The sequence below is a fragment of the Nocardia sp. NPDC005978 genome, assembly GCF_040614455.1.
GTDB lineage: Bacteria > Actinomycetota > Actinomycetes > Mycobacteriales > Mycobacteriaceae > Nocardia.
Genome location: NZ_JBEXUS010000026.1, coordinates 42,876 through 55,273, shown reverse-complemented (window position 1 = coordinate 55,273; position 12,398 = coordinate 42,876). Strand labels below are relative to the sequence as shown.

Below are 12,398 nucleotides of genomic sequence, written 5' to 3'. Positions count from 1 at the left end.
TAACTAGCAGTTCGCTTTTGGAGAAGGACAGACAATGAGCATGCTCCTCGCCGTGCACGACGCCTACGGTTCCATCCTCGCCCAGGTCGGCAATCCGACCCCCGAGGCGCCACCCGCGTCGGACAAATTGTTGAAGCTGGTTCGGTACTTCACCTGGTTCGTACTGTTGTCGGGAGTCTTGGGGATCACCTACGCGGGTGGTCGCTTCGCCTGGGAGAAGTGGACAGGAGGCGGTTTGGAGTCGCCGAAGATGGTGGCGGGCGCGATGATCGGCGGAATCATCGCCACCAGTGCGGGAACCATCATGAACGCTGTGATCACCTAATGTCCGCCACAGTGGCCCTGCTGGCCTACAAACAGATGCCCGCCGACGTACTGCGGCCCATGATGCAGTTGATCGATTGGCTGCTGTGGTGCGTACTGCTGTTGTGCCTGGCCTGGATGATCCTGTCCGCGGGCAAGCTGTGGTACGCGTTCCGCGACGATCTCGCGGCGAACGACGCGACGCACGGTGTGGTGGTGAGCCTGATGGGCGCGATCATGGCCAGTTCGGCCAGTGGGATCGCGCTCGCCCTGCTGCCGACCTAAAGTTTTCTTGGTAAGCGCAATTGTCCAGTGACATACAGACTTTGGAGGCGCCGCAATGAGCGAGAAGGAGTCGCCCGAGCGCGACCGGATCTCGTTCGGCGTCATCGTCTCGGCGGCCGTGGTGACGTTGATCGTCATCGTCGGCGTCGTGGTCTACATCGGCCGCGACGACACCCCGTCGAGTACGAAGGCCGAGGGAACGACACCCATAGCGGGTGAAGCGGGTGCGACGGGCTTCGCCGCGCCCGAGGTTGATCTGTTCGGCCGCCGGGTCGACATCCCCAACAATGCGGCGGGGCAGCCACTCTCGCAGGAACCGGGTAAGCAGCGCAAGCCCGCGGACCAGGACTGGCTGACCGGACTGCCGTCGGGGATCACCGAACCGCACGGCTGGCAGCGGGTTTTCGGCGCGTCGGTGCCGTTCTCGACCTCCGACGGCCCGGCACGGCTGGAAAACGGTCTGGCCGTCGGCTACTCGCACACGCCGCAGGGCGCCGTGCTGGCCGCCGCCCAGATCACCTACCGGCTCAACGCCCGCCCCGCCGACCGCGAGCTCTACGTGCGGCAGGTCCGGGTGTCGGCGCAGCAGGTGGCCGCCTACGACCAGGCCCTGGCCGATCAGCGGTTGCCGAAACAGCAGCCGGAGAAGGTGACCCGCTACCTGGTGGCCTCGGACGGCTTCCAGGTGGAGAACTATGCCGACGACATGGCCATCGTGCGCCTGGCGGCGCGCGGTCCGGTCGTGGACAACCGGCAATTGTGGGCGGCGGTACGACTGATCATGGTGTGGGACGCCGGTGACTGGCGACTCAAGCCGTCGACCTCGAAGGCCTCGCAAACCGAGTACGTGGATTCCCTTGCGGGGTGGACGCGGTGGTGATGAAAAAATGGTGAATGAAGTGGCAACTCGACCCATGAAGGGGCGGACCACATGCTGAGGCGCATCCTGACGATCTTCGCGGTCGTGTTCACCGTCATGATCGCTACACCGACGGTGGCGTACGGACAGAACTACGGTTTCGACGAGGCGTGCAACCAGTTACACGATTCGCTCGACGGTCTCGGCATCCCCGGTCTCACCCTCGGTGACGCGGCCTCCGCCGCGTGCAAGGCCGGCAACGTAGCCACCCATCCCACCGACGCCGCCGCCACCGTGCGGGACAAGGCGTGGGACTCCACCTTCGGCAAGGTGGTGGACTCGCTCATGAGCGGTCTGGGCGAGGCGCTGATACTCGCGCTGACCTTCTGGATGAAACTGCCCAATGAACGGGTCAGCGACGCCGGAACGCTCTTCAGCAAGATAAACGACTACACCTATCAGGCGCAGATATTGCTGCTGATGGTGTCGGTGATCCTATCCGGCGCGAAACTGGCAGAGGCCAGACGAGGGGCCGCGGTCAGTGAGGCGGCCGAATCCTTCCGCATGTACGCGCGGGTCATCTTCAGTTCCTGGATGCTCGGCGCGGTCATCGTGGCGGCCACCCAGGCCTCGGACAAGTTCTCCGAGTGGGTGATTCAGGATTCCACCGACGGGCAGGCGCGCAACATCGCCGAGCTCATGGTGAAAACGTCCAAGCTGCAGGCGTTCTCGCCGGGTCTGGTGCTGATCATCGCTATCGTCGGCCTGCTCGGGGCGCTCGCGCAGATCGTGCTGGCCATCGTGCGCCAAGGGTTGCTGATAGTCGCGGCGGGCGTCCTGCCGCTGGCGGCGGCGGCCTCGGGCACGGCGACCGGGCGCGGGTCCTATCCCAAGCTCATCAGCTGGATCATCGCGTTCATGCTCTACAAACCGGTGGCGGCGATCGTCTACATGATCGCGTTCACCACCGCGGGCAACACCGATGAACTGACCTCGACCGCGGGGCTGCCCGACGCCGATCAGGCCCAGCGCATGCTGGTCGCGATCGTGCTGCTGTGCAGCGCGGCGTTCGTGCTGCCCGCCCTCATGCGCCTGGCCACCCCGGCCGTGGCGATCGTGGGCAGCGGCGGTTCGGGTCTGACCGCCACCACCGGCACCCTCGTCGGCGTCGCCGCCATCGGTGCGGTCGGCAGCCGGGCCGTGGGCGCGAAGGTGGCGGCCGGGCCGGGCAACGCCGGATTCGTCGGACCGCGTCGTGGCGGACCGCGTGGCCCCGGTGGGCCGGGCGGTCCCGGCGGCGCTGCCGGACGGCCGTTGCCACCGCGCGGCGGCGGAGGCGGCGGTGGCGCGGCCGCCGCGAGTCCTTCCGGGCCGGGCGGCAATGCGGCAGTACCGTCAGGCGCGGCACGAGCAGCAGCGAACCGGGTCTCGCAGGTGCGAGCCGCGACAGCCGGGTTGAACCGGGCGGATGCGGCCGCTGGCGATCTCGCCGGTGACCGCTGGACCAACCGTTCACCCGACCTCGGCAGGAGCACCATCCCACGATGACCATGACCGACACCTACGAGCGCCGCTCGTACGGACTGTGGCAGAAGCCCCGCAGCGCAGGACTTTTCGGCCTGCGCTGGGGTGAGACCGTGGTCGGCTTCGCGGTGGTGATCACCGCGCTGCTGACCGCGCTCATCGCCGGACCCAAACCGGCGCTGTTCGTCGCGGTCTTCGGTCTGGTCGTAATGGTTCCACTGGTGTGGCGGACCGGGGGACGCTCCGGCTACGAGACGGGATTGATGATGTTCCATTGGTTGCGCGGCCGCAGCAGGGGCGAGCACGTGTATCGCGGCGGCCGGTTCTCCCGGATTCCGGGCGGGGTCACCCGGCTGCCCGGAATCATGGCGCCCTCACGGTTGTACGAGGGGATCGACGCCGGCGGGTACAGCTTCGGCATGATCCACCTGCCGCAGTTCGGGCAGTACACGGTGGTCCTGCGGGCGTGGCCGCAGGGGCACGAGGCCGTGGATCAGCCGGTGATCGACCGGTGGGTGTCCGCGTGGGGCACCTTCCTGGCCTCGCTGGGGCAGACCTCCGACATCGTGGCGGTGGTGCCGGTCATCGACACCGTGCCCGAGACCGGAAACCGTTTGCTCACCGAGGTTTCCGCCATCACCCGGCCCGAAGCGCCGGATCTGGCGCAGCAGGTCATGTACGAGCTGGCGACCGAACTGCCGCAGGAGCGGGTACAGCTGCTGCCGCGCGTGTCGATCACGTTCAAGGCGACCACGGCCGAGCGGCGCAAGAATCCGGCGGAGGAGGCGGTCGAGATCGGGCGCCGGCTGCCGGGCATCTGCGCGGCGCTGGCCGAGGCGGGCGTGCGCGCGCAGCCCATGTCGGCGGACGACGTCATCTCCTTCATCCGGCGCAGCTACGATCCGGCCGCGCAGGCCGATCTCGAGGTGGCGGCGGGCGAACCCGGTGGGCACGGGCTGGATTGGGCCGACGCCGGGCCGGTCTCGCACGAGGAGCGGTGGGATCACTTCATCCACGACGGCGGGCGTTCGGTCACCTGGGAGATGGACACCGCGCCCGAGGGCGCCGTGGACGAGCGGGTGCTGCAGCGGCTGCTCGCGCCCAATCCCGAGGTGCCGCGCAAGCGCGTGACCATCGTGTACCGGCCGCATTCGGCGGGCGACGCGGCGCAGATCGTGGACGACGACTACAAGAACGCGCTGGTGGCTCAGCAGAGTGAACGCGGCGTGGTGTCGGCGGCGGCGACGATTCGGGTCGGCGCGACGCAGCAGGCGCGCGAGGAGCAGGCGCGCGGGCACGGCGTCACGCGATTCGGCGCGCTGGTGACCATCACCGAGCCGCTGCGCGGGGATCTGCCCCGCATCGAGGCGATCACCCGCGACCTGTCCACCCAGTCGCGGTTGAAGATCCGGCGCTGCTACCGCTACCAGGCGGCGGCCTTCGCAGCCTCGCTCGGCTGCGGGGTGATCCTGCCGGAGCACGCGACAATTCCGAAAGCGCTTGCGGGGTAACAGTTCATGCCACGTGATTTCGAACCACCGGTCCGGGACCGCGACGCCGCCGCCTCGGCGCGTCGCGGTTCTCGCCGCGACCAGGGTACGGCGGACGAACCCGACCGCACCCCCGCGGACCCCGACCAGTCCTGGCCCTCGGCCCGCGTGGCCCGCGATGAGCACCGCCCCCGCCGCGGCACCCTCCCCGACCGCCGGATGCTCCGCCGCGACCCGGTCCCCCCGGAGACGTTCATCCACCCCGCCCCGGAGGATTCCGCGACGGACTCCGCCGCCGAAACCCCCGACGCCCCCGGCCCCGAACCCCGCCAACCGGATTCGTCCACCCCACCCCGCCGCTCGGCCTACAAACTCGATCCCGGCCGCACGACCCAGGACCCCGAGCCCGGTGCGGGCTCGACTCCGGAGACCGGGCTCCCCGGCGGGCCCGGTTCGACCGCCGGACCCGGCTTCCGTGGCGCGGCTGCCGCGAGTGGTGGGGGTGCTGCCGGCGGCGCGGCTGCCACAAGCACTGTGGGCCACCCGGGTGGTGCGGGCAGCACGTGCGGTGCGGGTGCCCCCGGAGATGCGGGTGCCCCCGGAGATGCGGGTGCCCCCGGAGGTGCGGCCGCCACGAGTAGTGCGGGTGCCGTAGGTGGTACGGCCGGCGCGCGCAATGCGGGTGCCGTGGGTGGTACGGTCGACGCGCGCAGCGCGGGTGCCGCAGGTGGTCCAAGCACCGCGGGCGATGCGGGTGCGGTGCGTGGATCGACCGGTGCCGGCAATGCGGGTGCAGACGGTGGTTCGGCCGGTGCGGGGAGCTCCAGCACAGCAGCCGGTTTCGGCCCGGCGACAGATTCGAGTGCGTCGGCCGGCTCGAGCGCCGCGACGGGTTCGAGCGTGGCAGGGGCGGCGCGCGGCGCTGATTCCGGCCCCGCGGCAGGTTCCGATTCCGCCACGTCGGCCGACTCCCGGCGGGACACCGGTGGCCGCCCCGAATCGTCCTTCGAGCGCACCATGCTCCCGCGCACCCGAGTGGGCGAGCCCCCCTGGTCCCGTACCGATTCCGGAGACCAACGCCGTCCACTCGCCCGCCCCCAGCCCAATTCGGCCACCTTCGGCGCGAACCGCGGCGCGGGCGCGTACGGCCCCCCACGCCGCCCCATCCCCGCCCTCCCCGTCGACCCGTCCCCGGCAGCTCCCGCGCCCCGCGACATCGAGAACCGGGGTTCGACCGGGACTTCGGCCGCGGATCAGCCCGCTGGCCCGGCTCCGGAAGCTGTCGACCGCGAGCGAACCAGCGCCGAAGCGCTGGCACACGCCGCGGCCACGAACCCGGATGGCTCGGCCATCCCACGCCAAAACACTTCGCGCACAGTCGAATCCCCGAAGCAGGCGACAGCCGATGCACACCGGGACGGTGGCGAGGCCGTAACCATCGAGAGTGAAGACGCGCCGTCCACCACAGGCCGATCGCATGGGTCGCGATCATCCGAAGATTCAGGTCGGGCAAGCGCTTCCACGGTCGCGGATCCGGACACGGGCGACGTGGAGCCGCGGGTGCCGGGTGAGGCCCGGCGGGCGGGGCGGCGGCCTATCCCGTCGTTGTCGCTGGAAACGGAAACCGGTGAGCGGCGGAGTTCGGACGTGGCGGGGGAGGGCACCGGTGGACGGTCGCGGACCGACGACGTGCGTGCGAACCGGGCCGGAGCTGATGCGGGTGGCGACCTTGGTCGCGGCGGTGGGGGTAGCGAGAGTGTCCGCGGCGACGCCGTGGGCGGGCGCAGTGTGCGGGGGAGTGTAACCGGCGGGGGCGAAGCGGACTTGGCGGCGAAGGACGCTGCTGCGGGGGTGGATTCGACCGGTGCGGCATCGGCCGGTGCGGTAGCCGCCGGTGGCAGCTCCGTGTCCGGAGCGTCCGCGGACGCCGGCGCGAAGTCTTCGGGGGTGGACGGGGGCCGGCGAAGAGCCGGGGCGGGAACGGGTGGCCCGTCGGTGGCGGGGTCGGAACAGGTTGGTGGCTCAGGAAGTTCGGAGCGCGAGGACGCGCGCCCGGGGCAGGCGGAGGGAACGGCCGCACCCGGTTCGGAACGATTCGAGGGGGACCGCATGGACCGGGAACGTGGCGACGACGGCGTGTCAGGGGCGGGAACCGAAGGGGGCGACCGGGATCGGGGCTCGGCCGGGCGGGTAGCGCAGGAAGTGCGGCCGCGCGCGGGCGCGGGCGACACCGCCGAGCGCGCCCACGGGGCCGGTCAGCGGGCGCACGCGGGCGAGATCGGGACGGGGCCGCATCGGCCGCCCGGCTCGGGGCAGCGAGCGCACGGCGCGGACAGCGCTGGCAGTGAGCGCGGGCGGACCGGCGCGGCAGGAGAATCCGGCCGAAGCGCCGGCACAGGTCAAGCCAGGGACGTTCGGCGCGGGACCGGCACGGGAGAGTCCGGAGACGGTCGGCGCGGGACCGGCACGGGCGAGCGCAGCGGCGAGACTCGGCGGGGGAGCGGGCGCGCGCGGCGCGACGACGACGCGTCGGCGCGGTCCCGGAGCGAGGCCGACGGCCGGGAACGGCGCGGCGAACAGCGGGGGACGGACCGGGAATCGGCACGCGGGGGCTCGGACTCGAAGCCGCGCACGGGCGAGCGGACCGGCGAGGGCCGGTCGCGGCCCACCGACGCGGACCGGGTCCACATCGGCGGGCGCTCGGGCAACTCCGGGCGCACCCGGCGGCCGCGGCCCGAGGGTGAGGCCGGGGAGCGCACGGCGCGCAAGCGGACCGCGCGCCCCGCACGCATCGAGGGCGAATCCGGTTCGCGGCGTGGCGGACAGGACAAAGGCAAGGACACGGACAAGGCCAAGACCCGGGTGCCCAAGGGCGCCGCGGAGCGGAAGAAGGCCGCGAAGAAGCGCCAGACCGGGCCGAAGCTGCTGGACGACGCGACCCGGGCCAAGCTCGAGGTCATCGTCCGCGAGCAGAACGGCCTGCGGGCGGTATGGGCCACCTTCCGCCTGCACACCGACGATCTGCGCCGCCGCAACTTCGCGGCCCGCGTCGAGCGCATCGAATACGGCAGCGTCGACGAATTCGACCGCACCACAGCACAACTCACCGATCGCGGCTACATCGGCGCGGGCGGCGGGCGCATGAACGTGGTCGGCCGCCCGGTCGAGTACCGCGCCACCACCGCACAGGTCGCGGGTCTGTGGCCGTGGTCGGTCGGCGCGGGCGCGCCGCTGATCGGCACCCCGCTCGGCTCGCACCTGCACACCGGCGCCCCGGTCTGCTTCGACCCCATGAACTGGTTCATGCGCGGCAGCTTCATCACCGCCCCGAGCCTTTTCGTGCTGGGCCTCAACGGTTTCGGCAAGTCCTCCCTGGTTCGCCGCATCGTGCTGGGCGGCGTCGCACAGGGCATCACCCCGCTGATCCTGGCGGACGTCAAGCCCGACTACCGCAAGCTGGTGGAGCTGGTCGGCGGTCAGGTCATCGACCTGGGTTACGGCCACGGCAAACTGAATCCGCTCGCGGCCGGCGTGCTGGGCTCGATCGTGCCCCGGCTCGACGACATGCCCGAACTGCAGACCCAGGTCATGCAGGAGATGCGCGCCCGCCAGGTCACCCTGGTCGCGGGCCTGGTGGAGCTGGTGCGCGGCGCGCGCGTGCGCGACTACGAGGAAACCCTCATCTCCACCGCCCTGCGCATCCTGTACCGCGAGGGCAGCGATTTCACCCCGGACCAGCCGCCCATCATCGAGGATCTGCTCACCGTCATCGTCAACGGCGGCGACGAACTGATGCTCGACGCCGGCGCCGACAATCCGGACGAATACCAGAACGCCATCAAGGGCCTGCGCCGCTCGCTGCGCGCGCTGACCCAGGGTCCGTTCGGCGCGATCTTCAACGGCCACACCACTACTCCCATCGACACCAACTCCACCGCGGTCTGCATCGACGTCTCGCACATCCCGAACGGCGACAAGAAGCTCAAGGCCGCGGTCATGCTGGCCTGCTGGGCCGACGGTTTCGCCTCGGTGGAGGCCGCGCACGTGCTGGCCGACGCCGGCCTGGGCCCGCAGCGCTACTTCCAGGTCGTCATGGACGAGCTGTGGCAGGTGCTGGGCCTGGGCGACTTCATGGTCGACCGCGTGGACGAGCTGACCCGCCTCCAGCGCAGCATCGCCACCGCGCTGATCATGATCAGTCACACCATCAAGGATCTGCAGTCCCTGGGCTCGGAAGCGGCGATCTCCAAGGCGCTCGGCTTCCTGGAACGCGCCCGCGCCAAGATCTTCGGCGCGCTACCCGCGGAGGAGATCGGCCGGCTGGACTCGATCGTCCCGTTCACCTCCGCCGAGGAGGACATGGTCACCAGCTGGTCCGCGCCCCAGGCGCTCACCGGCGAGGCGCTCAAACCCGGCCAGCTGCGCCCGTCCGCCCCCGGCACCGGCAAGTTCCTCATCAAGATCGGTGAGGACCGCCGCCCCGGTATCCCGTTCCACATGGAGTTCTCGCCCTCGGAGAAGGAGAGCGGAATCCACGACACCAACCAGCGTTTCAGCGAATTCACCGAAACCACCGCCCGGCGCGGCACCGACGACGACGGGAACCCCGAATGATGCCGCACCGGTCCTACCGAAGAGTGTCGCCGGAGGTGCGTCAGGCCGCCGTCGAACAGGTGGTCGCGCTGAGTGCGAAGATGCGCTCGGAGTCCGAGGCGTGCCGGGTGGTCGCCGAACAGATAGGTGTGCACACCAATTCGGTCCGCAACTGGGTGCGCGCCGCGGAGAGCCCCGGCCTGGAGCAGATGGACGCGAGCACCCTGCGCCGCAAGGTCGCGCTACTACAGCAGCAGCTGGCAGCGGCCGCGGAGATGAACCGCAGCCTGGTGGAAACGCTGAATCACGCCAAGCGGGGCTCATGACCGCGTCCCGGCAAATCGGACACGCCGATTCGGGAAAACCGCTGGTATCGCCCGGCGCTCGGCTCGTAGGACTAGCCTGGAACGCAGGTCCGAAGCTGCGCCGCCGGCACGGACCGGGCGATGCGGTCCCGGCGGCCCAACGCGCGAAACTGGTGGTGATGCTGGTGCCTGTCGTCGCGATGCTGACCGCCGCGTGCGGCAGTAGCGATTCCGACGGTGGCTCGGGTCCGCTGCAACCGCCCACCTCCACCACCCGGTTGCTGCTCAGCGCCCCGGCCCCCGATCCCGCCAGCGGCGAGGGCGTGGCGGTCGCGGCCCTGCGTGAGATCTACACCTGGTATCCCGCCACCGAGGTGCAGGGCGCTCCCGCGCTCGCGCGCGCCCGGAAATGGCTGGGACCCACGCTGATCCGTACACTGGATGCACCACCCGCCGGTGCCGCGACGCCGAAGGCGACGTTGCAGTGGGCCGATTGGAGCAAATCCGGGGCTCACGTCGAAGCGTTCGCGTTCGCATCCGGTGAGAAGGCTCCGCCCGGCGCGGATCCCGGCCGTCAGCGATACAAGATCGGCATCGAACAGACGGTCGTCTATCCCGACGGCCGTCGCGAACCCTTGTCGCCCACCACCGTCGTCGCCACCGTCGTGCGCGGCCCCGGCGGCTGGGTGCTGGACGAATTCCGTTGAGCCGCATCAATTTACAGGTCATCTGAGGAGGCTGGAGATGGCGAAGCAACCGGTAAAGGATCCCGCCGCACCGGGTCCGGACACCACGCTGTTCATGATCTACGCGGCATTCGCCGTGCTGGGAACACTGTGGATATCCATCCAGATGGGCAATGCCCTGTCCTCGCCCAAGCAGGATCTGCCGATCAATCCGATCGCCATCGTCGTCGACCTGGCCAAGGGCAAGCTGTACTGGCCCGGCTGGGCGACCGTGATCGTGCTGCTGATCGTGCTGAGCGCGGTCGGCTACCAGCTGTACAAGCGAAGGGTCAAGGCGCGCAAGGCGATCGGACGCCTCGCGGTCGACGACAAGGCCGACCACATGGGCTCGGGCGGCGCCATCAAATCGCTCACCGACGCCGGTGTGCGGGAGAAGGCCACCCAGCTCGGCATGCGGCTGGGCAACAACGACATGCCCGGCGTCCCGATCGGCATGTCGGTGGCCGACGGCTGCATGCTCTACGGCTCCTACGAAGACCTGCACATCGACATCTGGGGCCCGCGCCAGGGCAAGACGACCTCGCGTGTCATCCCGGCGATCCTGGCCGCCATCGGCCCCGCGCTGGTCACCTCGAACAAGCGCGACGTGGTCGACGCGACCCGCGACGTGCGCCAGAACAAGGGCAGCCCGATCTTCATCTTCGACCCGCAGGACATCGCGGGCGATCCGATGAATCGCGATGACCGGGCGCGCAATTGGCACTGGGATCCACTGGCCTGGATCGACGCCCGCGCCGATGGCTGCGAGATGCGTGCGGCCCGCCTGGCCGGGCACTTCGCCGACGCGGACGACGGCGCCGGCGGTGGGATGGCGACCTCCACCGACAGCTTCTTCGACCAGGAGGCCGAGGATCTGCTGGCGGGCCTGTTCCTGGCCGCGGCGGTGGCCGACCGGCCCATCACCCAGTGCTGGGAATGGGTCACCAACCCGCAGGACACCGAGCCCATCGAGTTGCTGCGCCGCACCGGCCGGTTCCACTTCATGGCCTCGGGTCTGGCCCAGCAGTACAACGTCGACGAGCGCACGCGCAGTGGCGTTTTCGGCACGGCCAAGAAGATGGTGCGCTGCCTCAAGCTCTCCAACGTGCATCGCTGGATCACCCCGGAGGCGGGCGGCGAGCAGTTCGACGAACTCGCCTTCATCCGCGACAACGGCACGCTCTACTGCCTCTCGCTCGAAGGCCGCGGATCGGCGGCCCCGCTGGTCAGCGCCCTCACCGAGGCGGTCATCGACATCGCCATGCGTGAGGCATCGCGCTCGCACGGCGGCCGCCTCGAGATCCCGCTGCTGGCCGTGCTGGACGAGGCCGCGAACGTGGTGCGCTGGAAGGATCTGCCCAAGCAGTACAGCCACTTCGGCTCGCGCGGCATCGTGGTCATGACGGTGCTGCAGTCCTGGGCGCAGGGCGCGCGCTGCTGGGGCCTGGACGGCATGGAAGCCCTGTGGGCCGCGGCCAACATCAAGGTGCTCGGCAGCGGCGTGGACGACACCAAGTTCCTGCAGGAGCGCTCCGAGGCCATCGGCGCGTACGACAGCATCTCGTCCTCGGTCTCCGAATCCAGTGGCGGCAAGAGCTATTCGCGGTCCCTGGGCTCGTCCAAGACCTTCGACGTGCACGGCCTGGCCACGCTCCCGCGCGGGCGGGCCATCGTGTTCTCCTCCGGCACGCCGGCGGTGCTCGTGCGCACGGTGCCGTGGTGGGAGGGCGAATACGCTGCCGCGGTGAAGGAATCGATCACCAAGCACGATCCGTCGCCGCGGAAGAAGACCGAGATCACCGATCTGATCGGCGCGCCGTCACTGATCAAGCAGGAACCGGCGAAAGACGCCGGGCAAATCGAGGAGGTCCGGCCGCTGTGACCGAACAGCAGCAACAACCGATGGTCTACCAGAGCGTGGTGGAGTTCGTCGAGAACTACCTGAGCCTGGTGTACCGCCGTCAAGTGACCGACATCAGCGACACGGTCTGGTGCCCCGAATGGTGGAAGCACGCCGAGGCGGTCGCGCGCCTGGATGCCATGTGGCGCGCCTGGGAGCACTACCGCCAGGACGGCAAAACCGGTCTGAGCGTGTGGTTCCTGGATCACGCGGACCCGCACATGGCCAAGCTGTTCGACCCCAAGGGGCCGTTCAAGTACTGCAGCGTGCGCAACGGGCACAAGGACATGCTCACGCCGCTGCCGTTGAAGTCGCCGCAGCAGGGGCTGTTCAGCGATCCCACGATGGGGGACTTCCGGCTCTGAGCCGGATGGCGGTCGACGGCCGGGGCTCGGTCCCGGCCGGAAACCGAAT

At 70.0% G+C, this 12,398-nt stretch carries 10 protein-coding genes; all 10 read left to right on the top strand.

Features of this window, described 5'->3' with window-relative positions:
- Positions 1-34: 34 nt before the first annotated feature.
- The 10 genes from ABZ319_RS14695 (at position 35) to ABZ319_RS14650 (ending at position 12,349) form a co-directional block, all read left to right on the top strand.
- The gene (locus ABZ319_RS14695; RefSeq protein WP_354986899.1) at positions 35-325 is read left to right on the top strand and encodes a hypothetical protein; all 291 of its coding nucleotides are present in this window, start codon (positions 35-37) and stop codon (positions 323-325) included.
- Positions 325-588 (top strand): hypothetical protein, encoded by a 264-nt coding sequence (locus ABZ319_RS14690; protein ID WP_354986898.1) that lies wholly within the window; start codon positions 325-327, stop codon positions 586-588. The genes ABZ319_RS14695 and ABZ319_RS14690 overlap by 1 nt, the downstream gene beginning before the upstream one ends.
- 55 nt (positions 589-643) lie before the next feature.
- Positions 644-1,468 (top strand): hypothetical protein, encoded by an 825-nt coding sequence (locus ABZ319_RS14685; protein ID WP_354986897.1) that lies wholly within the window; start codon positions 644-646, stop codon positions 1,466-1,468.
- Positions 1,469-1,519: 51 nt separating this feature from the next.
- Positions 1,520-2,995, top strand: coding sequence for a hypothetical protein (locus ABZ319_RS14680; protein WP_354986896.1), 1,476 nt, complete (start codon positions 1,520-1,522; stop codon positions 2,993-2,995).
- On the top strand, positions 2,992-4,482 hold the full coding sequence (locus tag ABZ319_RS14675) for an SCO6880 family protein (protein ID WP_354986895.1): 1,491 nt from the start codon (positions 2,992-2,994) through the stop codon (positions 4,480-4,482). The genes ABZ319_RS14680 and ABZ319_RS14675 overlap by 4 nt, the downstream gene beginning before the upstream one ends.
- 2,088 nt (positions 4,483-6,570) lie before the next feature.
- Entirely contained in the window at positions 6,571-9,075 is a 2,505-nt protein-coding gene (locus ABZ319_RS14670) for a hypothetical protein (RefSeq protein ID WP_354986894.1), read from the top strand.
- Positions 9,072-9,380 carry a transposase gene (locus tag ABZ319_RS14665; RefSeq protein ID WP_354986893.1) on the top strand — a complete coding sequence of 103 codons (309 nt, stop codon included), beginning with the start codon at positions 9,072-9,074 and terminating at the stop codon, positions 9,378-9,380. The genes ABZ319_RS14670 and ABZ319_RS14665 overlap by 4 nt, the downstream gene beginning before the upstream one ends.
- Positions 9,381-9,538: 158 nt before the next feature.
- Positions 9,539-10,066, top strand: a complete 528-nt coding sequence (locus ABZ319_RS14660) for a hypothetical protein (RefSeq protein WP_354986892.1) — start codon at positions 9,539-9,541, stop codon at positions 10,064-10,066.
- A 37-nt stretch (positions 10,067-10,103) separates the two neighbouring features.
- A complete protein-coding gene (locus ABZ319_RS14655; RefSeq protein WP_354986891.1) occupies positions 10,104-11,966 on the top strand; it encodes a TraM recognition domain-containing protein in 1,863 nt (620 codons plus the stop codon).
- The gene (locus ABZ319_RS14650; protein ID WP_354986890.1) at positions 11,963-12,349 is read left to right on the top strand and encodes a DUF4913 domain-containing protein; all 387 of its coding nucleotides are present in this window, start codon (positions 11,963-11,965) and stop codon (positions 12,347-12,349) included. Before ABZ319_RS14655 ends, ABZ319_RS14650 begins: the two co-directional genes overlap by 4 nt.
- The last annotated feature ends 49 nt before the right edge of the window (positions 12,350-12,398 follow it).

Coding starts and splice junctions, on each gene's coding strand:
- ABZ319_RS14695 (WP_354986899.1), top strand. CDS start 35: ATGAGCATGCTCCTCGCCGTGCACGACGCCTACGGTTCCATCCTCGCC.
- ABZ319_RS14690 (WP_354986898.1), top strand. CDS start 325: ATGTCCGCCACAGTGGCCCTGCTGGCCTACAAACAGATGCCCGCCGAC.
- ABZ319_RS14685 (WP_354986897.1), top strand. CDS start 644: ATGAGCGAGAAGGAGTCGCCCGAGCGCGACCGGATCTCGTTCGGCGTC.
- ABZ319_RS14680 (WP_354986896.1), top strand. CDS start 1,520: ATGCTGAGGCGCATCCTGACGATCTTCGCGGTCGTGTTCACCGTCATG.
- ABZ319_RS14675 (WP_354986895.1), top strand. CDS start 2,992: ATGACCATGACCGACACCTACGAGCGCCGCTCGTACGGACTGTGGCAG.
- ABZ319_RS14670 (WP_354986894.1), top strand. CDS start 6,571: ATGGACCGGGAACGTGGCGACGACGGCGTGTCAGGGGCGGGAACCGAA.
- ABZ319_RS14665 (WP_354986893.1), top strand. CDS start 9,072: ATGATGCCGCACCGGTCCTACCGAAGAGTGTCGCCGGAGGTGCGTCAG.
- ABZ319_RS14660 (WP_354986892.1), top strand. CDS start 9,539: ATGCTGGTGCCTGTCGTCGCGATGCTGACCGCCGCGTGCGGCAGTAGC.
- ABZ319_RS14655 (WP_354986891.1), top strand. CDS start 10,104: ATGGCGAAGCAACCGGTAAAGGATCCCGCCGCACCGGGTCCGGACACC.